At 71.5% G+C, this 21,331-nt stretch carries 16 protein-coding genes; 9 read left to right on the top strand and 7 right to left on the bottom strand.

What is annotated here, in order from left to right; all coding sequences use genetic code 11:
• Positions 1–379: 379 nt before the first annotated feature.
• From meaB to ACFY3D_RS18700, 4 genes are all read right to left on the bottom strand, one after another.
• Positions 380–1,366: a methylmalonyl Co-A mutase-associated GTPase MeaB gene (meaB, locus tag ACFY3D_RS18715; protein ID WP_389980867.1), complete on the bottom strand. Its 987-nt coding sequence runs from the start codon at positions 1,364–1,366 to the stop codon at positions 380–382.
• A complete protein-coding gene (scpA, locus tag ACFY3D_RS18710) occupies positions 1,350–3,563 on the bottom strand; it encodes a methylmalonyl-CoA mutase (RefSeq protein ID WP_389980865.1) in 2,214 nt (737 codons plus the stop codon). The genes meaB and scpA overlap by 17 nt, the downstream gene beginning before the upstream one ends.
• Complete coding sequence (locus tag ACFY3D_RS18705; protein ID WP_389980863.1) at positions 3,560–5,428, bottom strand: methylmalonyl-CoA mutase family protein; 1,869 nt, start codon at positions 5,426–5,428, stop codon at positions 3,560–3,562. Before ACFY3D_RS18705 ends, scpA begins: the two co-directional genes overlap by 4 nt.
• Positions 5,429–5,655: 227 nt before the next feature.
• Positions 5,656–6,423: an N-acetylmuramoyl-L-alanine amidase gene (locus ACFY3D_RS18700; protein ID WP_389980861.1), complete on the bottom strand. Its 768-nt coding sequence runs from the start codon at positions 6,421–6,423 to the stop codon at positions 5,656–5,658.
• 393 nt (positions 6,424–6,816) lie between these two features.
• Between ACFY3D_RS18700 and ACFY3D_RS18695 the strand changes: the two genes are divergently transcribed.
• Positions 6,817–8,268, top strand: a complete 1,452-nt coding sequence (locus tag ACFY3D_RS18695; RefSeq protein ID WP_389980859.1) for a serine/threonine-protein kinase — start codon at positions 6,817–6,819, stop codon at positions 8,266–8,268.
• Here ACFY3D_RS18695 and ACFY3D_RS18690 read toward each other — a convergent pair.
• Positions 8,234–9,196 carry a DMT family transporter gene (locus ACFY3D_RS18690; RefSeq protein WP_389980857.1) on the bottom strand — a complete coding sequence of 321 codons (963 nt, stop codon included), beginning with the start codon at positions 9,194–9,196 and terminating at the stop codon, positions 8,234–8,236. The genes ACFY3D_RS18695 and ACFY3D_RS18690 overlap by 35 nt on opposite strands.
• A gap of 69 nt (positions 9,197–9,265) precedes the next feature.
• Between ACFY3D_RS18690 and ACFY3D_RS18685 the strand changes: the two genes are divergently transcribed.
• From ACFY3D_RS18685 to ACFY3D_RS18670, 4 genes are all read left to right on the top strand, one after another.
• Positions 9,266–10,150: a LysR family transcriptional regulator gene (locus ACFY3D_RS18685; RefSeq protein WP_350943746.1), complete on the top strand. Its 885-nt coding sequence runs from the start codon at positions 9,266–9,268 to the stop codon at positions 10,148–10,150.
• A 54-nt stretch (positions 10,151–10,204) separates the two neighbouring features.
• On the top strand, positions 10,205–11,335 hold the full coding sequence (locus tag ACFY3D_RS18680; RefSeq protein WP_389980854.1) for a DUF5925 domain-containing protein: 1,131 nt from the start codon (positions 10,205–10,207) through the stop codon (positions 11,333–11,335).
• A gap of 168 nt (positions 11,336–11,503) precedes the next feature.
• Positions 11,504–11,920 carry a DUF1622 domain-containing protein gene (locus ACFY3D_RS18675; RefSeq protein WP_389980852.1) on the top strand — a complete coding sequence of 139 codons (417 nt, stop codon included), beginning with the start codon at positions 11,504–11,506 and terminating at the stop codon, positions 11,918–11,920.
• Positions 11,913–12,233 (top strand): hypothetical protein, encoded by a 321-nt coding sequence (locus ACFY3D_RS18670; RefSeq protein WP_389980850.1) that lies wholly within the window; start codon positions 11,913–11,915, stop codon positions 12,231–12,233. The genes ACFY3D_RS18675 and ACFY3D_RS18670 overlap by 8 nt, the downstream gene beginning before the upstream one ends.
• Here ACFY3D_RS18670 and ACFY3D_RS18665 read toward each other — a convergent pair.
• Positions 12,215–15,007 carry a DUF6493 family protein gene (locus ACFY3D_RS18665; RefSeq protein ID WP_389980848.1) on the bottom strand — a complete coding sequence of 931 codons (2,793 nt, stop codon included), beginning with the start codon at positions 15,005–15,007 and terminating at the stop codon, positions 12,215–12,217. The two genes, ACFY3D_RS18670 and ACFY3D_RS18665, sit on opposite strands and share 19 nt — an antisense overlap.
• Complete coding sequence (locus ACFY3D_RS18660; RefSeq protein WP_389980846.1) at positions 15,004–16,371, bottom strand: SWIM zinc finger family protein; 1,368 nt, start codon at positions 16,369–16,371, stop codon at positions 15,004–15,006. The genes ACFY3D_RS18665 and ACFY3D_RS18660 overlap by 4 nt, the downstream gene beginning before the upstream one ends.
• Positions 16,372–17,642: 1,271 nt before the next feature.
• On the opposite strand from ACFY3D_RS18660, the gene ACFY3D_RS18655 reads away from it, so the two are divergent.
• From ACFY3D_RS18655 to ACFY3D_RS18640, 4 genes are all read left to right on the top strand, one after another.
• Positions 17,643–18,026 carry an Lsr2 family protein gene (locus ACFY3D_RS18655; RefSeq protein ID WP_362897069.1) on the top strand — a complete coding sequence of 128 codons (384 nt, stop codon included), beginning with the start codon at positions 17,643–17,645 and terminating at the stop codon, positions 18,024–18,026.
• Between the two features lie 159 nt (positions 18,027–18,185).
• Positions 18,186–19,454 (top strand): M20/M25/M40 family metallo-hydrolase, encoded by a 1,269-nt coding sequence (locus ACFY3D_RS18650; protein WP_389980844.1) that lies wholly within the window; start codon positions 18,186–18,188, stop codon positions 19,452–19,454.
• 133 nt (positions 19,455–19,587) lie between these two features.
• The gene (locus ACFY3D_RS18645; RefSeq protein WP_389980842.1) at positions 19,588–19,764 is read left to right on the top strand and encodes a hypothetical protein; all 177 of its coding nucleotides are present in this window, start codon (positions 19,588–19,590) and stop codon (positions 19,762–19,764) included.
• A gap of 151 nt (positions 19,765–19,915) precedes the next feature.
• Positions 19,916–21,283, top strand: coding sequence for a lipopolysaccharide biosynthesis protein (locus ACFY3D_RS18640; protein WP_389980840.1), 1,368 nt, complete (start codon positions 19,916–19,918; stop codon positions 21,281–21,283).
• Positions 21,284–21,331: the final 48 nt, after the last annotated feature.

Raw genomic sequence — 21,331 nt, 5'->3', positions numbered from 1 at the left:
CGAAAACGGGGACACCCCACGTGTCCCGTTCCCACCCGGGGCGCGAATCAGGACTGGTCAGCCAACGGAACAGGACCACTCGGCCGACAATCCACCTGGGACGCTCCGAGCCTCCTCGCCTGTCTCATTCTGTGTTTTACACGCTAAAGCGCATCACATCACAACATTAGTTAATCTTCGCACAAAGTATCACATGACTCACCAGAAGTGATCAAGGGTGTATAGCATATAAAGCTAACCACTTTCGGGCGTGATCCGTGTTAACACGCGCTTAACATGAGCGCTTAATTAGCGGATCACCCGCCAATCATGCGATGACCTGGCGTTACCCAGTGTGACGGCGGGCCCTCAGCCCCGAGCCGTCAGACTTCCCGAGCGCTCAGGCGCCCTTGGCGAAGGCCGCGAGGATGCGGTCGGCGGCCAGTGACGGGGTGAGGACACCCTCCTGGACCTCGCGCTCCACCTGGCCGACGATCGCCGCGACCTCGGGGTGCTCACGGAGCCGGGTGAGCAACCTGTCGGTGATCAGTGCCCAGGTCCAGCGGACCTGCTGGCGGCGACGGCGCTCGGCGAGCTCCCCCGAGGCCTCCAGGGCGTCGCGATGGTGGACGACCTGCCGCCACAGCTCGTCCAGCCCCTTGCCGGTCAGCCCGCTGCAGGTGAGCACCGGGGGCGTCCGCCCCGCGCCCAGCAGGCGGAGCGCTCCCGCGAGCTCTCTGGCGGCCTTGCGCGCGTCCAGCTCGTGGGAGCTGCCCTCGGTGCCGTCGGCCTTGTTGATCGCGATCACGTCGGCCAGCTCCAGCACCCCCTTCTTGATGCCCTGGAGCTGGTCGCCCGTCCTGGCCAGGGTGAGCAGCAGGAAGGTGTCGACCATGTCGGCCACGGCGGTCTCCGACTGGCCGACGCCGACGGTCTCCACGAGAACGATGTCGTATCCGGCGGCCTCGACCACGACCATCGCCTCGCGGGTCGCCCTGGTGACCCCGCCCAGGGTGCCCGAGGTGGGCGAAGGGCGGATGAAGGCGGCCGGGTCGACCGCCAGGCGGGACATCCTTGTCTTGTCGCCCAGGATGCTCCCCCCCGTACGCGTCGAGGACGGGTCGACGGCGAGCACCGCCACCCGATGCCCCTCCCCGGTCAGCCGGGTGCCGAGCGCGTCGATGAACGTGGACTTGCCGACACCGGGCACGCCGGTGATGCCGACCCTGCGCGCGGCGCCGGAGAGCGGCGTCAGCTCGGCGAGCAGCCGCTGGGCCAGGTCCCTGTGATCGGCCCTGGAGGACTCCACCAGCGTGATCGCCCGCGCGATCCAGGCCCTGGACCCCTCCTTCACTCCCTGAACGTAGTCGTCAAGCGTCCGCGTCATGGCCCAGCCGGGTGAGCAGGTCCGCCAGCAGTCCCCGGGCGGCGTCGGCGATCACGGTGCCGGGCGGGAAGATCGCGCTCGCCCCCGCCGCGCGCAGCGCGTCGAAGTCACCGGGCGGGATGACCCCGCCGACCACGATCATGACGTCCTCCGCGCCCAGCGCGGCCAGCGCCTCGCGGAGTGCGGGCACGAGCGTGAGGTGCCCGGCGGCGAGCGAGTTCACGCCGACCACGTGCACGTCGGCCTCGACCGCCTGACGGGCGACCTCGTCGGGCGTCTGGAACAGCGGGCCGACGTCCACGTCGAAGCCGAGGTCGGCGAAGGCCGTCGCGATCACCTTCTGGCCCCGGTCGTGACCGTCCTGGCCCATCTTCGCCACCAGGATGCGGGGACGGCGGCCCTCCAGCCGCTCGAACTCGGCGCAGGCCGCGCGAACTCCGTCCACGCCGGATCCCACCTCCTCGCGATAGACCCCGGTGATCGTACGGATCTGCGCCGCGTGCCGCCCGAAGACCCGCTCCAGCGCGTCGGAGATCTCCCCGACCGTGGCCATGGCGCGGGCCGCCTCGATCGACAGCGCGAGGAGGTTCCCGTCGCTCGCCGCGCCCTTGGTCAGCGCGGTGAGAGCTTCCTCCACCCGGATGGGATCGCGCTCCTCGCGCAGGCGGCGCAGCTTCTCCAGCTGCTGGGCGCGTACCGAGGTGTTGTCGACCTTGAGCACCTCGATGGGCTCGTCGGCGTCCGGCCGGTACTTGTTCACGCCGATGACCGGCTGGCGCCCGGAGTCGATGCGCGCCTGGGTGCGGGCGGCGGCCTCCTCGATGCGCAGCTTCGGCAGGCCCTGGTCGATCGCCCTCGCCATGCCCCCGGCGGCCTCGACCTCCTCGATGTGGCCCCACGCCCTGGCGGCCAGCTCGTGGGTGAGCCGCTCGACGTAGTAGGAGCCGCCCCAGGGGTCGATCACCCGGCAGGTGCCCGACTCCTGCTGGAGCAGCAGCTGGGTGTTGCGGGCGATCCTGGCGGAGAAGTCGGTGGGCAGGGCGAGCGCCTCGTCGAGGGCGTTGGTGTGCAGCGACTGGGTGTGCCCCTGGGTGGCGGCCATCGCCTCCACGCAGGTGCGGACGACATTGTTGTAGACGTCCTGGGCGGTGAGCGACCAGCCGGAGGTCTGCGAGTGGGTCCGCAGCGAGAGCGACCTGGGATTCTTCGCCCCGAACCCGGACACCAGCCGCGCCCAGAGCAGCCGCGCCGCCCGCAGCTTGGCGACCTCCATGAAGAAGTTCATGCCGATGCACCAGAAGAACGAGAGGCGCGGCGCGAACCTGTCGATGTCCAGGCCCGCCTCGACGCCGGCCCGGAGATACTCCACCCCGTCGGCGAGGGTGTAGGCGAGCTCCAGGTCACACGTGGCCCCGGCCTCCTGGATGTGGTATCCGGAGATCGAGATCGAGTTGAACTTCGGCATCTTCTCGCTGGTGTACGCGAAGATGTCGGAGATGATCCGCATCGAGGGGCCCGGCGGGTAGATGTAGGTGTTGCGGACCATGAACTCCTTGAGGATGTCGTTCTGGATGGTCCCCGCGAGCTGCTCGGGGGCCACCCCCTGCTCCTCGGCGGCCACGACGTAGAGCGCGAGCACGGGGAGCACCGCGCCGTTCATGGTCATCGACACGCTCATCCTGTCGAGGGGGATCCCGTCGAACAGCTGCCGCATGTCGTAGATGGAGTCGATGGCCACGCCCGCCATGCCGACGTCTCCCGCCACCCGGGGGTGGTCGGAGTCGTAGCCCCGGTGGGTGGCCAGGTCGAAGGCGACCGACAGGCCCTTCTGCCCGGCGGCCAGGTTGCGCCGGTAGAAGGCGTTGGACTCGGCCGCGGTGGAGAATCCGGCGTACTGGCGGATGGTCCACGGCTGGTTGACGTACATGGTCGGGTACGGGCCGCGCAGGTAGGGGACCGCGCCGGGGTAGGTCTCCAGGAAGTCGAGCCCGGCCAGGTCGGCGGCGGTGTAGAGGGGCTTGACGCCGATGCCCTCCGGCGTCTCCCACAGCAGGTCCCCCGGATCGCTCCCGGTGGCCTCCCGAACGGATCGCGCCCAGTCCTCCAGGCCGGGATCAGGAGCCGCGGGGTCCGCCAGGTGCTCGCCGGGGGCCGCCGGTCGCGCACCGAGCTCAATGCCGGAGAAGTCGGGAATCATCGAGCCACCCCCAGATCGTCGAAGGTCGTCCGGAGCACGCCGAGCGCGTCACATCCCGCGTAGAGACAGCCGTCCACACCCTCGTAATCTCCCTTCCCCGCCAGCCACACCTTTACCGCCCCCGCGCCCCTCAGCGCGGCGGCCACCGCCTCGGCGTGCCCGGCGTACAGCCGGTCACTGGAGCACAGGCAGGCGATCCTCGCCCCGGAGGCGGCGAACGCGGCGGCGATCTCGCCGGGATCCGTGACGGCGCCGCCGGTCACGGTGGCGATACCGCCCGCCTGGAAGAGGTTGGCCGCGAACGACGCCCTCGCGGTGTGCGAGGCCACCGGACCGATGGTCGCCAGGAAGACCTTGGGCAGGGTCTCCTGGGCGTCCGCCAGGTCGCGCAGCGCCTCGAACTCCTGCGCGTAGTGCACCCCGGTGCTTCCGCCGGGCCTGGCCTGCCTGCTGAGAGGCCGCTCGGCCAGGTCGGGGAACTCGCTGACGCCGGTGATCGGGTCGCGGCGCCTCGCGATTCCGGCCGCGCGCCGCTCCCAGGTGGCCGCGAGCCGTCCCGCGACGAACCCGGAGGCGAGCGCGTCGGCCATCCCCCCGGCGCGCTCGATCTCCTGGAACCACTCCCAGGCCCTGACCGCGAGATCCTCGGTGAGCCGCTCGACGTACCAGGAGCCCCCGGCCGGGTCGATCACCCGGGCCACCCCGGCCTCCTCCACGAGCAGCGACTGGGTGTTGCGCGCGATGCGGCGGGCGAAGGCGTCCGGCAGGCCGAGGCGGGCGTCGAAGGGCTGCACCGTCACCGCGTCGGCCCCGCCGGTACCGGCCGCGAAGCAGGCGAGCGTGGTGCGGAGCATGTTCACCCACGGGTCGCGGGCGGTCATCATCGCCGAACCGGTCACCGCGTGCTGCCGCTGCGCCGCGCCGGAGACACCGGAGACGCCGCACACCTCGGCGACGCGCGCCCAGAGCCTGCGGGCGGCCCTGAGCTTGGCGATGGTGAGGAACTGGTCGGCGGTGGCGGCGTAGCGGAACTCCAGCTGCCCGAACGCCTGCTCCATCGTCAGACCCGCGCCGGTCAGGGCACGCAGCGCGGCGGCCCCCGCCGCGACGGAGCAGCCGAGCTCCTCCGCGTCGCCGCCCCCCGCGTCGTGGTACGGCGTGGCGTCCACGACCACCGCCCGAAGGCCCGGATGGTCCGCGACGCAGCGGCGGGCCAGCTCGATCGCCGTGTCCGCGTCGGCGAGGACGTCGGCGCCCAGGTTCCCGGTGAGCCTCCCCGGTCCGTCATCGGCCGCGCGGCCGGTGGCACCGGAGATAGCACCCGGTCCGTCGCCGGACACCGGCGTCCCCGGCCCGCCGCCGGGCGACGCGGCCGCGTCGCCGCGCGGTGCCGAGGCCTCCCGTTCCCCGGCCAGCGCGAAAAGCACCGCTGCCGCCTCGCGGGTCCGCTTGCCCGCGTCGAGCGTGACCGAGATCAGGTTCAGGTGGACCCGCTCCAGCGCGCGTGGCAGATCCTCCGGGTCGAGGGCGAGCCACAGCGAGTCGACGCCGTTCTCCAGGTCCGCGAGGATCGCCTCGGGATCGGGCGTCTCGTGGCGTTGCCGTACCTCCCAGCCGCCCTCGGGACGGGAGCCGCGGACGTAGGGCGCGGCTCCGGGAAGGCCGGGGTCACCTGGCAGGTCGGACGCGTCGTAGATCGGCGCGATCGTCACGCCGTCGTAGGTGGTGAAGGCCAGCGCCTCCTCCGGGGAGTCGGTCTCGACCCCGGACTTGCGCAGCACCCCGAGCGCGAGCTCCCGCCACCGGTCACGGGTGACCGGTGGGAACTCGGCGGCCGATCGAGACTCCTCAGGCGGCACGGTCATGCACCGGATCCTAAGCGTCGCGCCACCGAGAACTTCCCCCGCCCCCCGGACGAATACCAACACTGGGGTCAACAGGGGGTGCGGGCAGGGGGTTCGGCGTGACTCGTGACCGGCGTGATCCGCGCCGGTGTGGCGTCGACAGGGGGTGCGGGCAAGGAGGTCGATCTCGGGATCCGCCCCCGGTGGCGACGGCGAGGCGCGCCACCGGGGAGCCGGTCACGCGACGGTCAGGTGACGGGCTCCTGCCAGGCGGCGTCCCAGGTGGTCCGGTCGACGGCGCCGGTGACGGCGAGGCCCTTCTCCTTCTGGAACTTCCTGCAGACCTCACTGGAGGCGGGGCCGTACAGGCCGTCGACGTCGATCGCCCAGCCCCGGTCGCGCATCCGCCGCTGCCAGGTGCGGACGTCCTCCCCCTGCATGACCGGCGGCTGCTTGAGTATGCGGCCGGGGAAGGAGGGGTGGGGTCCGGGCGGGTTGGGAGCCCCGCCGGGGCGTGGGGCGCCGCGCTTGACCCACGCGTACAGGGGCTCGCCGGGGCAACTGGTCGAGTAGCCGTCGCGGTGCCCCTTGATCTCCCTGCCCGCCCCGCCCTTGTCCCTGAGGTATTCGATGGCGTCGAGGATGCCGTGCAGGATGTCGTCGGTCGGCTTGGTGAACCCCGAGGAGCCGACCAGCCCGAGCACCGCGTAGTGGTCGCTGTTGAGCCCGGCGCCGTTGGCGGCCGGGACGTTGCGCACGCCGCGCCCCTCGAAGACCTTCCGATGCGGACAGACCAGCATGGAGTATCCGACATCGATCCAGCCGTTGCCGTCCATGTGGTGGCTCTGGATGGACTTCACCAACGCGACACACTTGGCGTGGTCGTTCACGATGTCCGGGCTGACCTGGCCACCCGTGTAATGGACCTTCACTCCCTTGGTGGAGTTGAGCTTGCTGTAGGAACCGCGCGGCTGGCGGGCGCCCCACTCACGGCGAGTAACGAGATCGATGGCCACGAAACGTCTCCACTGTCTGAGTGATATTGCCCTACCGGAGCGTAATGGCTGACACGGCACCAATGAGGCCGTTAAAGCAATTGGTCCCTTGTCGCGGTGTGATGGGGGAAGCACTCCGGATGGTCGTCGGGTAGCGAAACAGCCGTTCTCCTAACCCCTGCCGGGCCCTCTAAACCGCGCCCTCCCCCGGTTCGCGAGGCTCGGCGAGCCCCGTCGAGGTGGGAGCGCGCTTCCCTTTTCCAGGTTCCTCTCCCCTCGGCGCGAACGCCGTGGGTCACCGGCGAGCCAGGCATCCGGCACGCCGCCCCGAACCGGGCGGTTCCCCTTTCTCCTCCGTGTCCCCCGTTCACCCATCACACTTCACATCACCGACAAGACGGATAGCCTTCCCCCATGGTCGTGACCCCCCTCACCCCTGACGACCCGGCTCGGCTCGGCGCGTTCCAGCTCGCCGGGAGGGTCGGTGAGGGCGGCCAGGGCGTCGTCTACCTCGCGCACGCTCCCAGCGGCGAGCGGGTTGCGGTGAAGGTGCTGTTCCGCGGCGACACCGCGTCGCGGGCGCGACTCGCCCGCGAACTGTCCGCCCTGGAGAGCGTCGCGCCCTTCTGCACGGCGCGCGTGCTGACCGCCTCCGTGGACGGCCCCCTCCCGTACGTGGTCAGCGAGTTCGTCGACGGCCCCTCGCTGGAGGAGAGGATCCGCGAGCGGGGCCCGCTGCGGAGCGGCGAACTGGAACGCCTGGTGGTCGGTACGGCGACCGCGCTGACGGCCATCCACGCCGCCGGGGTGGTGCACCGCGACTTCAAGCCCGCCAACGTGCTGCTCGGCCCCGACGGCCCCAGGGTGGTCGACTTCGGCATCGCGAGGGCGGAGGGCGCGGCCACGACCGCCTCCGGCCTGATCGGCACCCCCGCCTACCTGTCCCCCGAGCAGATCGGCGGGGCTCCCGCCTCACCCGCCTCCGACGTGTTCGGCTGGGCGGCCACCATGCTCTGCGCGGCGAGCGGCAGCCCTCCCTTCGGCGCCGACACCGTGCCGGCCGTGCTGAACCGGATCCTCAACCACCACCCGGACCTGTCGCCCCTGCCTCCCGCCTTCGCCGGGTTGATCGCCTCCTGCCTGGACAAGGATCCCGCCCGCCGTCCGACGGCCCGCGCGCTGATGGTCGGCCTCGTCGACCCGGTCGCCGCCGGCCTCTCCGCCGAGTCCACCGAGGATCTGGCCAGGATCGGCAGCCGGATCGCCGCCCCTCCGGGACGGTCGGCGCTCACGACCCGGGAATCCCGCCGTGGCCGGCGGGGCGCCGTCACCGGCGCGGCCCTCGTCACGGTGTCGCTGCTGATCGCCGCGGGGGTCGCCGCCTGGCTCATTCCGGGCATCCCCGAGACCGGCGTCAACGGTTCCGGCCGGGCGACACCGTCCACCCCGCCGCCCTCGTCGCCGTCCGGAGGCGAGGCCCCGTCCACTCCGGAACCCTCCGGCACCGAGAGGTCGGCCCCGCCGGGGAACGGGGTCGAGATCCCCGCCTCCTTCGCCGGAGCGTGGGCCGGTGACGGCGTCACCTCCACCAACCCGTTCTCCCCCGGCGAGAAGCGGATCGAGGTCACGCTCAGAAAGGGCGACGACGGAGCCGAATGGGCGGAACCGGTCAACGGCTGCAAAGGGCGGATCACCCTGGCCAAGGTCACCGCCGAGGAGTTGACCTTCACCCTCGGCTCCGGCACCGGCTGCGTCCCCGGCACCGTGTGGCTCAGGCGCAAAGGTGACGCCCTGACCTACACCTGGAAGGACGTTCCCGGCCCCGAACTGGTCACCGAGACCGGCGACCTGACCAGGAACCGATGAGGCCCTGACCGGTCATGATGCCGATGACGACGATCACCGCGCCGAGCGGCTGATTCCACGTCAGCGTCTCACCCAGGACGAGCACCCCGAGGACGACCCCCACCAGCGGGGTCAGGTACGTCACCGTCGAGGCGGCCGTCGCCCCCCAACGGGCGATGACCGTGGTGTTCCAGATGTAGGCGAGCCCCGTACCCAGGACGCCCAGGGCGGCCATGCTCGCCACGACGGGCAGGTCCAGGCGCACCGGACCGCCTGCCAGCAGCGGGCTCAGCGCGAGCATGACCAGGGCCGCCACGCTGATCTGGGCGGCGGCGATCGTGGGGGCGTCGTAGCCGTAGGAGACCACGAAGCGCCGCGTGTAGGCGAAGGCCATGCCGTAGCAGAACGTCGCCCCCAGGCAGGCCGCCTGCGCCCATCCGGGGCCGGCCTCGCTCAGGTTCCACGGGGCGAGGACGACGACGACACCCGCCGCACCCAGCAGCAGGCCGAGCACCCCCGCCGCGTCCAGGCGTTCCTGGCGGAGCGCGGCCAGGGTCACGAACATCGTCATCAGCGGCGTCGTGGCGTTGTAGATGCTGGAGAGCCCCGAGGGGATGTGCTGCCCGGCCCAGGCGAACAGCAGGAACGGCACCACGCACAGCAGCAGCGCGACCACCCCCAGGTGCGCCCAGAGTCTCGGCTGCCTAGGCCAGCTCCGGCGGGTGACCAGCATGATCGCGTTGAGGGTGAGCGCTCCCAGCGTGAGACGGCCCAGCACCGTCTGGACGGGAGACAGGCCGGTGAGAGCGACCTTGATGAACAGGAAGCTCGCCCCCCAGGTCAGGGCGAGCGCGAGATATCGGGCGAGCACCGACCTGCTCGCCGGGAGCGGCGCGGCGTCGGCCGCCCGCACCCGCGGAGCTGCCGGGAAGGTTCTTTCACGGGTCACCGGAGCAGTCTCATCAGGCGCTGAGCATGTGTCCAATGAGTTGCCCCGGCGGTGTGATGAGATGTCCTCATGAGGGCCACGGTCGCGCAACTCCGAGTCTTCGCCGCCGTGATCGCGAACGGCGGCTTCGGCGCGGCCGCCGAGGAGCTGGGCATGTCACAGTCGGCGGTCTCCCACGCGCTCGCCGCACTTGAGCGCGCTCTCGGCGCACCGCTGGTGCTGCGGCACGGAGGCGTGGGACCCACCGCGCTGGGGACGACGATCCTGCCGCACGCCCAGGCGGCGCTCGCCTCGGTGTCCGCCATCGACGAGGCCGTCTCCGCACACCTGGGACAGCACACCGGAGTCGTCCGCGTCGCCGCCCCGCCCACGGTCTGCTGCGGGCTGCTCCCCCAGCTCATGCGGACCTGGCGCGCGGAACTCCCCGGTGTCGAGGTGCAGGTCTTCGAGGGTGACGACGACGAGCTGTCTCCCTGGCTGGAGACCGGAGTCGTCGACGCCGCCGTCCTCGTCGATCCGCTGCCCCCTCCCCCCGCGCATGTGGTGGTGGGCCGCGACGCCTTCCACGCCGTGGTCCGCACCGATCACCCCCTCGCCGGTCAGGAACACATCACGATGGCCGAGTTGACGGAGGATCCGCTGCTCGTCTCCAAGGGGGGCTGCGAGCCGCAGACCCGGCTGCTGTGCTCCATGGCGGGTGTCCCCTACGCCCCTGCCCAGCATGTGCGCGAGCTCGGCACACTCATCGGAATGATCGCCGCGGGTATCGGCGTCTCGACGGTTCCCGACCTCGGCCGCGGCCTCCTCACCCCCGGGCTCGTCATGATCCCGCTGAAGCCGTCCCTGACCCGTGCCCTCGTCCTCACCGGTCCGCTCACCCGCCCGCCGAGCCCTCTGGTCGACGCCCTGCTCCGCACCGCCCCCGAGGCCCCCGCTTCCTCGGCGGCCTCCTGAGTCCGGCGCGAAAACCCTTCGACCGCAGAGCGTCCCGCGAGGATCATTGGCGCCATGTCCGTACTCAAGGAGGTCGACTTCCAGCCGGAGCCGCGCCCGGTCGAGCTGCCGATGAAGATCTGGCTCGACGACGGCGACGCGGCGGTGGACGTGATCGACGCCCTCGCGTTGTCCCCCTTCGCGACCGGGGCCCAGCCCTGGTCGCGCACCGCGAACCTGGAGCGGGTCCGTCCCGACGCCTCCCTCGCCCCCGCCTCGGGAAGGCTCGTCAGGGCGGCCTCGGAGAAGGACGGCCGCGACTCGCGGCTGCTGTGCGGAGAGGGCTGGACCCTGCGCGTGATCCGCTACCGCAACCGCGCCGCCACGGTCAGCGTGACCGCGGTCGACGAGGGCCTGGCCCGCTCGGTGATCGAGGAGATCACGAGGGACGCCAAGGAGCCCGCCCCCGAAAGCGACCACGTCACGATGGGCTTCTGGTGGCAGGGTCCCCGTGGCAGCCGCCGCTCGGAGAAGCCGATCACCGCCGCTCCCTGGGCGGAGGTCGCCGGCAACTACGCCAGGTCCGTGAGCGAACCGCTGTCACGGCTGATGTCCGTCACCCCCTCGGAGGCACACGGCCGGCTGATCCTGCTGCACGGGCCGCCGGGCACCGGCAAGACGACGCTGCTGCGCACGCTCGCCCACGAGTGGCGGTCGTGGTGCCAGGTCGACTGCGTGCTGGACCCCGAGCAGCTGTTCCACTCCCCCGGATACCTCATGGAGGTCGCCGTCGGCTCCGACGACCATGACCACGACGACGGAGGCGACAGCGGAGATCGGTGGCGGCTCCTGGTGCTGGAGGACTGTGACGAGCTGATCAGGTCCGGCGCCAAGGAGGCCACCGGACAGGGGCTGTCGCGCCTTCTCAACCTGACCGACGGGCTCCTCGGCCAGGGCCGCGACGTCCTGGTGGCCATCACCACCAACGAGGACCTCGCCCACCTCCACCCTGCCGTCACCCGTCCCGGCCGCTGCCTCGCCCAGATCGAGGTCGGCGCCTTCCCCTACGACGAGGCCGCCCGCTGGCTCGGCACCGGCCAAGGACTCTCCCCCTCCGGTGCGACCCTCGCCGAGCTCTTCGCCCTCCGCGACGGCGTCGTCAACCACGCACCGGCCCCCCACGAGAACACCGGCCTCTACCTCTGACGGGCACTCGACGGACACGGCGGGCCGAGCGCCGCCGATCGGCCGGAGGGAGGCCGGGGGGAGGGCGACGCGAGCGTCCGGTTCGCGCCGCTCTCCGCCTCCGGGTGGCGCGGACCGGGTGGCGACCGCGGGCGCATGGGCCGGGATCCGGCGGGGTACCAGCAGCGCATGCCCGATCTTCTACCGGAGGAGACCCTCCGGCGGCTCGTCGACCTGCTGGTACGCCTCGTCGAGGCGGCCGGGGCGGCCGTCATCTTCGTCGGCGCCGCGATCGCGTTCGTGCGGTTCGTGCTGGTGGCCGTACGGCGGCACGAGGACGGGTTCATCGCGGTGCGGCTGTTCCTGGGACGCTTCCTCGCGCTCGGCCTGGAGTTCCAGCTGGCGAGCGACGTGCTGCGCACGGCGATCGCGCCGAGTTTCCCGCAGATCGGGCAGCTCGCGGCGATCGCGACCATCCGCACCGCCCTGAACTTCTTCCTGAACAGGGAGATCCAGCGGGAGGGACGCACGATGAGCGAGGCACGCGGGGGCGCCTCGCAGACCGTCCCCGGCGGGCGCGTCCCGCCCGGTGCGGGGAATGACTGACCTCGCCCGCACGCTCGTCCCCCTCATCGTCGTCATGGGACTGGCCGCGGCGCTCGCCGTCCTCCTCTCCGGCGCCGCCGCCGGCACCGCCCTGGGAGTGCTGCTCGACTTCCTCCTCGCGGCCGGGCTCCTGCACCTCTCCCAGGCCCAGACCTGGGCGGCGATCATCACCGCGGCGCTCACGGTGCTGATCCGCAAGCTCGTCGCCACGGCGTTCTCGGCGTTCTCCGCACGCGCGACGGGACGGCGTCCGCCCGGCCACCGTCCCGCCACCCCCGCCCCGAGCGGACGGGCTCAGGACCGTACGAGATAGTCGTGCAGGCGGCGGCACTGGCGGCCGAACCCCGACGAGGAACGGCGTGACGACGGGGCGAGCCCGGTGATCTCTCCTCGCGCCCCGGCCCGGCCTGCCACCTCCACGCCCAGGGCGACGAGCTCGGTCGCGCCCGAGCGCGGCCGCTCCCCCTCCCCCGGCAACACGTGCGGCAGTGCCGCCCGGATCACCTGCCAGACCTCTCGGTGAGCTCCCTGCCCGGCCGCCCGCTCAAGCCCGGCCACCGCGTGCGGCAGCTTCACCCAGGTCCGCTCCGTGAGCAGGGCGAGCTGCCTGCCGAGCGCGTCCGCGGGCAGGTCCCCCCTCGCCGCCATCCGCAGTACCAGCCGCACGCCACGGTCCGGATCCCGTTGGGCGAGGAAGAAGGCGAGCAGCAGCGCGATCGGCTCACCGGCCGGCCCCTCACCGGCGGTGAGCGCCTCGACGTCTTCCGACTGGATCCCGGGCCGGTACCAGGAGTGGAGCAGATGAGGGAGATAGCCGGCGGCGACCACGTCGCGGTGCGAGGGCAGGACGGCGGGCCACCAGCCCAGGCACTGGCCGTGCATCTCCCCGTAGCTGCTCGGCACCTCGCCGAGCAGCTCGTCCACGAAGGGCAGACCGGTCGTTTCGGCCCGCACCCGGGGGACCGGATTCAGGCGGGCGCCCGGAGGCGGCTCGTGTTCGTCGGTGTAGCGAAGGTCCCCGTTCTCGCTGAACGTCCAGCGGACGCGCGTCTCCACCTCGACCGGCCCCTCCGCCAGCCATCGCGCCGCCCGGCGCCCGGCCTCGGAGGTGAGCCCTCCGGCCCGGACGACCGCCTCGGGCTCCACGGTCGCCGGCAACCGCAGCAGCGCCTGCTGGAAGTCGGCGGGCAGCGGCTCGGCCCCGGTGGCCTCGACCGCCTCCAGCCGGGTGAGGAAGACGGCGGGATCGAGGTGACCGGTGGCGGCGGTCGGGGTCGCGAGCAGGACCGGCGGCAGCGTTCCCGCCCTGAGCGCGGCGAGCACCTCCGCGCACCGCCGGAGCACGAACCGGTGCGGCGCGGAGACGTCGTACTCACCGGGGAGCCGGTCGGGCCTGAGCACCCGGGCGGCGCCGTACGCCTCCCCCGGTCCTGCCGCCCCGCCGCCCTCGCCGACTCCGGCGAGGACCCGCATGATCTGGTCGCGCGCTCCGGCGAGAAAATCACCGAGGAACATCTCCCAGCCGCCCAGGCTCCCCGAACCGGTCGTGACGTTCCCGAAGGTCCACCCCTCGGAAACCTCGGGATCCTCCCGAACCGCCGGTCCGGGGTCGGCGCCGGGGGTGACGAGTTCCGCGGCGATCGCGGTGAACCAGTCGTGCGGCGCGTACCAGTCCTGCCTCCGGTAGAGCTCGTGAATCCGGTCGACGCTCCCGCTGAGCGCGGCGCGCAGCGCCTCACGGTCCTCCGCCGCGAGCAGGACGAAGCCCGCGAGCCACCGCTCGGCCTCCTGCCAGTCGCGAGACGAACCCGCGCGGACCAGTTCGGCGACCGTGCCCGGCGGGTCGGGGAAGGCTCCCACCGGATCGGGTGGGATGAGCGGCGGCGGGACGAGGACCTCCGGCTCGGCCTCGGGCTCCGGCTCTCCCCCGACCCTCTCGGCGAGGAGCCGTCTCAGGTCGGGCGGGAGCGCGTCCAGCGCCGAGCGCAGCGTCTCCGCGCCGAGCGGGGTGAGGTGTGCCGCGTGCTTGGCCGCGAGACGCGTGGCGCGTTCCTGTACGGCGTACGCCTCGTGTCCGAACGCGGACGCGAGAGCCGGGGCCAGCTCGTCGGCCCGTTCCGGCGACCGCCGCAGGGTCTGGTCGAGCCAGGTCAGCCCGGTGCGCACCAGCCCGCTCTCGGCGCGGAACAGCACGCCCTCCAGCGCCTCGGTCACGTCGGCCGGGTCGAGGTGGTCGAGGCGGCGCAGGTGCCTGAGCGCGAGTTCCGCGACCGGCCCCGGCGCGGCCGGCAGCAGGCGCAGGTAGTCGCGGGCGCGGGCCTCCACCTCCGCGTACGTGGGGTCGAGCAGCTCGTGGAGGCGGACGAAGAACCGCAGGTCGACGGCGTCCCCTCCGCGCAGGAACCGGCTCACGCAGCCGTTCACGAGCATCTCGCGGCTCGCCCGCCCCTCGCCGCCCAGCATGGCCAGGGCACCGAGCCAGGAGTCGGAGCGCAGCGGGGTGCTTCGCTCCTCGCGCAGGGCGCGGCCCACGCCCTGTGCCTCGAAGATCCTCGGCAGCAGGGTGTCGAAGAGCGGATCCCTGCGGAGCCTGCTCGCACTGGGCGGCGTGGCGAGCCAGCCGAGCACGAGCGGGTCGTGCTCGGGCGGGGTCACGCCGGTACGGCGGAGCAGGTTCAGCGCCAGCGGCACCCCCGGTGAGGTCCGGTCGCGGATCCGGAGCGTGAGCCGGGTGACCAGATCGGCCTGCCACTCGGGCTCCCGCGCGGAGATCACCGTCATGAGGGCGTCGGTGTCGCCCGGCCTCTCCCAGCTGAAGAACGCGAATTCGCGGCGGTTCAGCCAGGTGGCCACGGCCGCCGCGCCACCGAGCGAGCCCGCGCCCGCCACCCGCAGGCGTTCTCTCCGCGCGCCCCGGCTTTCCCACCGCTCGAAGTCGTCCGTCCCGAGACGCACCGACCTGAGGTGTCCCGGCAGTTCCTTCGCGACCTCCTTGCGCCCGGCGGCGTCGAGCCCCGCCATCCGGGCCGCGAGTTCGTCGAGGCCACCGTTGTCGATGAGGTCGCGGACCTCGTCCCAGACCGTCATCGGGAGTCCTCCCCGACGTGGGAGAGCGGCGCCGCCGGGGAGGCGTCCGGGGTGCCGGCGGCCATCCGGGCGGCGAGCACGTGCTTGCAGGGGCCTCGCGAGCCCCGGTGGTCGTACCACCACGGGCAGGTGCACGACCCCTCCGCCATCCGCACCAGGCGGACGCCGCCTCCGGTGGTCACCTCGGCCGAATCGGCACCGGTGAGGCGGACTGCGCCGGAGGCCAGCAGGGCGCGGGCGGAGCCGAGCCTGGGGTTCAGCGCCGCGACGTGGTCGCGGTCGTAGGGCAGCTCGCGGTGGAAGTGCGCGGCCTCGAAGAGGTCGTAGCCGACCCGGCCCGCCGTGCCGAGCTGGGTGAGCGCGGCCCGGACCCGCTCCGGCGCGAGCCCGGAGCGTTCGGCGAGCAGGCCGAGTTCCAGGGTGGGCTCGAAGTCGAGCAGGACGCCGACCAGGTCGGCGTCGCCGGCCACCACGTCCGAGGAAAGATCGTCCAGGACGGCTCCCTCCCCGGAGAAACCGCGCCAAGCCTGCGGAGAAAGCACCAGCGTGTACCGCATACCGGGCAGTTCCAGCTCCCAGGCGCTCGCCCCCGAGCCGTCCGCCGGCCCGTACACCCGCAGAGCCTTGGCGAAGCGCAACGACGGCATCATCGTCGCCAGCCTGCCGGCCCCGGCCAGATGGACCCCACCGGGTAGGGCCCGCTCCGAAAGTCTCAGTTCCCTGCCCGCGGGGACCGCCCACACCTCGGCCGTCGCCCGCTTCGGCAGGCCGCGCAGGAACCTGACGGCCTGCGGCCCGGCGAGTTCGGCACGCAGGTCGAATCCGGAGGCGATCACCTGGACCTCCGCGAAACCGCGCAGCCACCGGTCGGGCAGCGGCACCTTCTTCTCCACGACCGCGCCGTCCAGGGTGGTCACGGTGAGCTCGTCGGGGCCGACCCCGACGTGCAGCGGGTCACGGGCGCCGACCCTGGCCAGTGCCTCACGCAGCGGGTTGTTGACGTCCACGTTGGTGGTGCCCCGGTCGAAGATCTCACCGTCGAGGGCGGGGCCGAGCACGTCCAGCCGGGCGTAGACGCCACCGCAGGCGGAGAAGGACTCGAATCGAAGACGGTCGCCACCACAGGTCACGACCGGATCGCGGGTGAATCCCGGCTGCGGCCGGTGGTAGCGGGCCAATGCCACGTCGGCGACCGCGAGCAGGCCGGTCGCGGCCGGTGCGGCCTGGGTGAGCACTCCGCTGAAGAAGCGGGGATGGTCGAGAAACCCCGACGTGGTCCGGCCACCGGATGTCGACAGGCCCAGATGTCCGTCGGCGAGTGTGGAGGGGCCGGCATAGGCGTAGGCCTGCACTGCGTTCGTCATGAGCCGGACGGTAGAGATCGCTACCGACAAATCCGATCTCGTCCGCACGGCAGGCGGCGGCCACCGGCGCCGAGGACTCCTGCCGAAGCTGCCGGGACTGTTCGGACTCCTGGAGCTCCCGGGACTCCGGAGCGAAGGGCCGAGGGTTCGGGAGCCCGTCCGAGGCCCGGGACCGGCGGACCTCCCGGCCGCCGGGCGGGCCGGAGGGGAGTCCCCGGTGAGCACGTCCGGGCGATCCGGTGATCGGGCCGGACGGCCGGGCCCCGGGGGTCCGGCCGAACCGGGAACGCCGGGATCCGGTCAATACGCCTATCCGATCTCCGATCGGTTCGCGAACAATTCGGGGAAGGCCGCGCGATTGATCCGGGTGATGGAACGGGCCAATGTCGACCAAGGAGCAAACGACCACCGCCGCCCCCCTCTCCCGCAATGCGAGACGCCCGGAATCATACGGTCCGCAAGGCGAGTCTTGCCTTACCGGAGAGTGTCGAGATCACACCTCAATGTGATCGGCAACGTACCGGCGGCGCCTTCGAAGGCGCCCGATACCGGACACCTGAAACCCGTGCACGGGCGGCGCGCATTCCGGGGGCGGGGAAGCCATTTGTCCTCCGGAATCCCGGAACGCGCTCGGTTACGAACTTCCGGCGTGCGCGAATTGTCCGCCGAGCGTCCGGCGCGACCCGCGCGAAGCCTCTCCTTCCACCTCTCCCGACCTGGCCCACCCCTCGTCCCTTCCGTACGGTCTCGGTGCGACAAGTACCGTGAGCAGCGAAAAGGGAGCGAAAGAACCTGTCTGCGGGCCGAGAGGACCGCCGCGGCAGACCGGCGCCTCCGGCGCCGCGAAGCCAGGGAAACGAACCGCGGCCGAACGATGCACCGGAGTGCCCCGAAGTGGTGGAAGTCGATTTTTTTCCGGGCGGCCAGGATGGAAACCACCCGGAGGTCACGAAACTCCAAAGCGCCCCGGCACCCCTTCGGTAAAGCCCGCCGGGGCAGCCGACGGAGCCCGGCATACAAGCCGCCAAGGGGCCCCGGTGTCGTCGTCGTTTTTAATGCCCCGCGAACGGGAAGCATTTACCAATGACGTGGAGACGCCGGAGTTCGACCTCGAGTAATTAACCTGAGAGAGTGGATCTCCGGCGAACAGGGGTTTCCTGGGCGCGACAACGAAAGGAGGGACTAGAGTTTTACGCGCGGGGAAGACGCGGGACCATCGTCGGCCGGGTTCACGGCCGCACGCTCCGGCGCCAAGATTAAGGAGTCACACAATGGCACGTCAGCAAGTCGTCACGTTCACCGATGACATCACCGGTAAGAAGGCCGACGAGACCGTCTCGTTCGGCCTCGACGGCACCGCCTACGAGATCGACCTGAGTTCGAAGAACGCCACGAAACTTCGCGAGGCCCTCAGACCGTTCCAGTCCGCCGCCCGCAAGGCGAGCACCTCCATGGGCCGCAAGGGCAGGTCGAAGGGTTCCGGCGGCAACCGTGAGCGGAGCGCCGAGATCCGGGCGTGGGCGAAGTCCCATGGGATCGAGGTGAGCGAGCGCGGACGCATCGGAGGAAAGGTCGCCGAGGCGTTCGCCGCGGGCGACCCCAGCGTGGCGAAGGGCTCGACCAAAAAAACCCCGCAGACCACGCACAGCGAGTGAGGCCGGGCTCCCGGACCCTGTAGGGGTGGCGGCGTCATAGCCGACCGGGAGTGCTCGAAACGACCACATAATGATCACATGGGGTGCTACTTCCAACCCGGAGGGGTATGCACCTTTTGATGAAAAGCTTTGGGAATCTGGCTCCGGGGGCGTTCTTTGATGAGCGAGGTCGCACAGATCTGTTCGGATCTGATCAGATTCGACACCACCAACCCCGGCACCGGTGAACGTCCGGCGGCCGAGCACGTCGCCACCCTGCTGTCCGACGCCGGGATCGAGCCCGTGGTGTTCGAGTCGGCCAGCCGCAGGACCAGCGTGATCGCCAGGATCCCCGGCCACTCGCCCGAGGCCCTGCTGATCCACGGCCACCTCGACGTGGTCCCCGCGAGGCCGTCCGACTGGCGGATCCCCCCCTTCTCCGGCGAGGTCTTCGGCGGATGCGTCTGGGGCCGGGGCGCGATCGACATGAAGGGCACCCTCGCCATGACGCTCACCCTGGTCCGCGACTGGGCCCGGCGCGGGGTGCGGCCGGATCGGGACATCGTCCTCGCCTACCTCGCCGACGAGGAGGCCACCGGCGAGTACGGAGCGCGTTACGCGGTACGGCGCCACCGCGAGCTGTTCGACGGCTGCACCGACGCGATCAGCGAGTCCGGCGGCTACAGCGTCGAGGCCGGGGGCACGCGGATCTACCCCGTCGCGGTGGGCGAGCGCGGTACCGCCTGGATGCGGCTCACCGCGACCGGCGTCGCGGGCCACGGCTCCCGCCCGCCGGTGGACAACGCGGTGGCCGAACTCTGCCACGCCATGTCCAGGATCGCCTCCCACCGCTGGCCGGTGCGGCTGACGCCCGGAGTGGCGGCGCTGATCGAGGACCTGTCGGCCGTTCTCGGCGAGCGCATCGATCTCGACCGGCTGGAGGAGGAGGCTCGGCGGCTCGGCAGGATCGGCGACCTGTTCGGGGCGCAGATCCGCAACTCGGCGAACCCGACGATGCTCCAGGCGGGCTACAAGGTCAACGTGGTCCCCGGCACCGCCGAGGGACACGTGGACGGGCGGTTCCTGCCAGGGCATCGGGAGGAGTTCCTGGAGACGATCGACCGTCTGCTCGGCCCCCGGGTGACCCGGGAGTTCGTCAACATCGAGGACGCCCCCTCCGCCCCGATGGACTCGCCGTTCTTCGACCGGCTCCGCGCCGCCCTGGTGGCCGAGGACCCGTCGGCGCGACCGGTGCCGTACGTGATGTCGGGCGGCACCGACGCGAAGTCCTTCGCCGGGCTCGGCATCAGGGGCTATGGCTTCGCCCCGCTGATGCTCACCCCGGACCTCGACTACTTCGGCATGTTCCACGGGGTGGACGAGCGTGTCCCCGTCGAGGGTCTGGAGTTCGGCGTCCGTGTCCTGAACCGCCTCCTCACCTCCCGCTGAGGTGATCTCGGCCACTCCCGCTCATCCCAATCCCCACGAAAACGGGGCAGCCTCTATCACAATCAAGCCCTGCCTGGGACTTCCGTATACATGCCGGACACGGCCCGCCGGAAACTGGGGCATCATGACTCACGTGCCGATTCTCATGTACCCCTCGGTGACCGGCAGGTCTCGCGACGAGACGCGAAGGCCGGTGACGCGCCCTTCCGACACCGTCGACGAGACCACCGCCCCACCCCGCCCGAGCGATCCGCGGCGCTCCCGCGCCGCCTTCGGGGACGGCGCGGATCGGAGAGACCGGCGTGAGTGAGCACGGCACCGGCCGACACGCCAGGCCGGGGAGCGGCGCCCCCACGCCGGGCAGCGGGCCGGACATTCTCCGCCCCGGTGCGAACACGGCCTCCGGTCTCCGTACAGCCGGCGGCAAGGTCGATGCAAGCGGTCCGGCCGACGATGGCGGCGTGACGCGCGACGGAGGAGAGCGGGCGACGGGCGGGACGGCCACCGAGGCACGCGGGACCGGCCTGATGGACCGCCTCCGCAAGGACCTCAGGAACCCACTGTTCCTGCAGGGCTACGCGCTGATGATCAACACGGGGATCACCGCCGTGCTGGGACTCGGCTACTGGTTCCTCGCCACGCACCTGTACAGCGCCACCGCGTTCGGTGAGGGGCAGGCCCAGATCAGCGCGATGCGGCTGTTCTCCTCCCTGACCGGGCTCGCCTTCGCGGGCGCCATGGCCAGGTTCATCCCGGTGGCCGGGCGCCGCACCGCCGAGTTCATCCTGCGCGGCTACGCGGTCGCCGGAGCCACCGGCCTGGTGGCGGCGCTGGGGTTCCTGCTGACCTTGCCGCTGTGGGGATCGGTCTACGCCGACCTCGGCGGGCTCGGTCCCGGCCTGTTCTTCCTCGCCTCGGTGCTCGTGTGGACGATCTTCACCCTCCAGGACGTGACGCTGGCCGGGCTACGCAACGCCGTCTGGGTGCCGGTCAACAGCCTGGCGTTCGGCCTGGTCAAGATGGGCCTGCTCATCGCGCTGGCGCACGCGCTGCCGCAGGGCGGCGTCTTCGGCGGCATCTTCGTCTCGTGGATCGTGCCGACGGCCATAGCGCTGATCCCGATCAGCTGGCTCATCTTCGGGGTCATCATCCCCAAGCACGTCAAGAACACCGAGGTGACCGCGGCGAACCCGCCGCGCCTGCGCGAGGTGGGACGTTTCCTCGCCGGAGACTTCCCCGGCGCGTTCTCCATCCTGCTGATCCTCTATCTCGTCCCGGTCATCGTCGCGGGCTGGCTCGACGACGCCCCGACGTTCGGCTATTTCTCGATAGCGCACACCCTGGGCTCCATGGTCGGGCTGCTCGCGGCCAACATGGCGGTCTCGCTCACCGTCGAGGGCTCCTTCAACGCCGCCCAGCTGGGACAGAGCGTGCGCAACGCGCTGCGGCGCACCTTCCTGATCGTCGGGCCGGTCGTCGCGGTGGTCGTGATCGGCGCGCCGCTGATCCTGGGCGTGTTCGGCCCGGGGTTCGCCGAGGCGGGCACGCCGCTGCTGCGCCTGATGGCGATCGCCGTGCTCCCCCAGACGGTGATCGAGATCTGCCTCAGCATGCTGCGCGCCCAGAGCGAGGCACGCAAGCTCGCCCTCGTCCAGATCGGGATGGCCGTCCTGGTCCTCACCTCGATAGCGGTGCTCTTCCCCCACTTCGGAATCGCCGCGGTGGGCTACGCCATGCTCGGCAGCCAGCTCCTGGTCGCGCTGCTGATCTTCCCAAACATGCGCAGAGTGATGAAACATGGCAAAACATCCCAGGTGGCGACCGGTTAGGGCGACACGGCCCTTCCGGTTTGCGGCCGCGATGTCGTACGTGATATC

The sequence above is a fragment of the Streptosporangium sp. NPDC000509 genome, from assembly GCF_042898365.1.
GTDB lineage: Bacteria > Actinomycetota > Actinomycetes > Streptosporangiales > Streptosporangiaceae > Streptosporangium.
This window is presented reverse-complemented; position numbering and strand designations above follow the sequence as displayed.

Bases quoted from the DNA above. Each gene is read 5' to 3' on its own strand.
- meaB (WP_389980867.1), bottom strand. From the start codon at position 1,366: ATGACGCGGACGCTTGACGACTACGTTCAGGGAGTGAAGGAGGGGTCC.
- scpA (WP_389980865.1), bottom strand. From the start codon at position 3,563: ATGATTCCCGACTTCTCCGGCATTGAGCTCGGTGCGCGACCGGCGGCC.
- ACFY3D_RS18705 (WP_389980863.1), bottom strand. From the start codon at position 5,428: ATGACCGTGCCGCCTGAGGAGTCTCGATCGGCCGCCGAGTTCCCACCG.
- ACFY3D_RS18695 (WP_389980859.1), top strand. From the start codon at position 6,817: ATGGTCGTGACCCCCCTCACCCCTGACGACCCGGCTCGGCTCGGCGCG.
- ACFY3D_RS18685 (WP_350943746.1), top strand. From the start codon at position 9,266: ATGAGGGCCACGGTCGCGCAACTCCGAGTCTTCGCCGCCGTGATCGCG.
- ACFY3D_RS18680 (WP_389980854.1), top strand. From the start codon at position 10,205: ATGTCCGTACTCAAGGAGGTCGACTTCCAGCCGGAGCCGCGCCCGGTC.
- ACFY3D_RS18675 (WP_389980852.1), top strand. From the start codon at position 11,504: ATGCCCGATCTTCTACCGGAGGAGACCCTCCGGCGGCTCGTCGACCTG.
- ACFY3D_RS18670 (WP_389980850.1), top strand. From the start codon at position 11,913: ATGACTGACCTCGCCCGCACGCTCGTCCCCCTCATCGTCGTCATGGGA.
- ACFY3D_RS18665 (WP_389980848.1), bottom strand. From the start codon at position 15,007: ATGACGGTCTGGGACGAGGTCCGCGACCTCATCGACAACGGTGGCCTC.
- ACFY3D_RS18660 (WP_389980846.1), bottom strand. From the start codon at position 16,371: ATGACGAACGCAGTGCAGGCCTACGCCTATGCCGGCCCCTCCACACTC.
- ACFY3D_RS18655 (WP_362897069.1), top strand. From the start codon at position 17,643: ATGGCACGTCAGCAAGTCGTCACGTTCACCGATGACATCACCGGTAAG.
- ACFY3D_RS18650 (WP_389980844.1), top strand. From the start codon at position 18,186: ATGAGCGAGGTCGCACAGATCTGTTCGGATCTGATCAGATTCGACACC.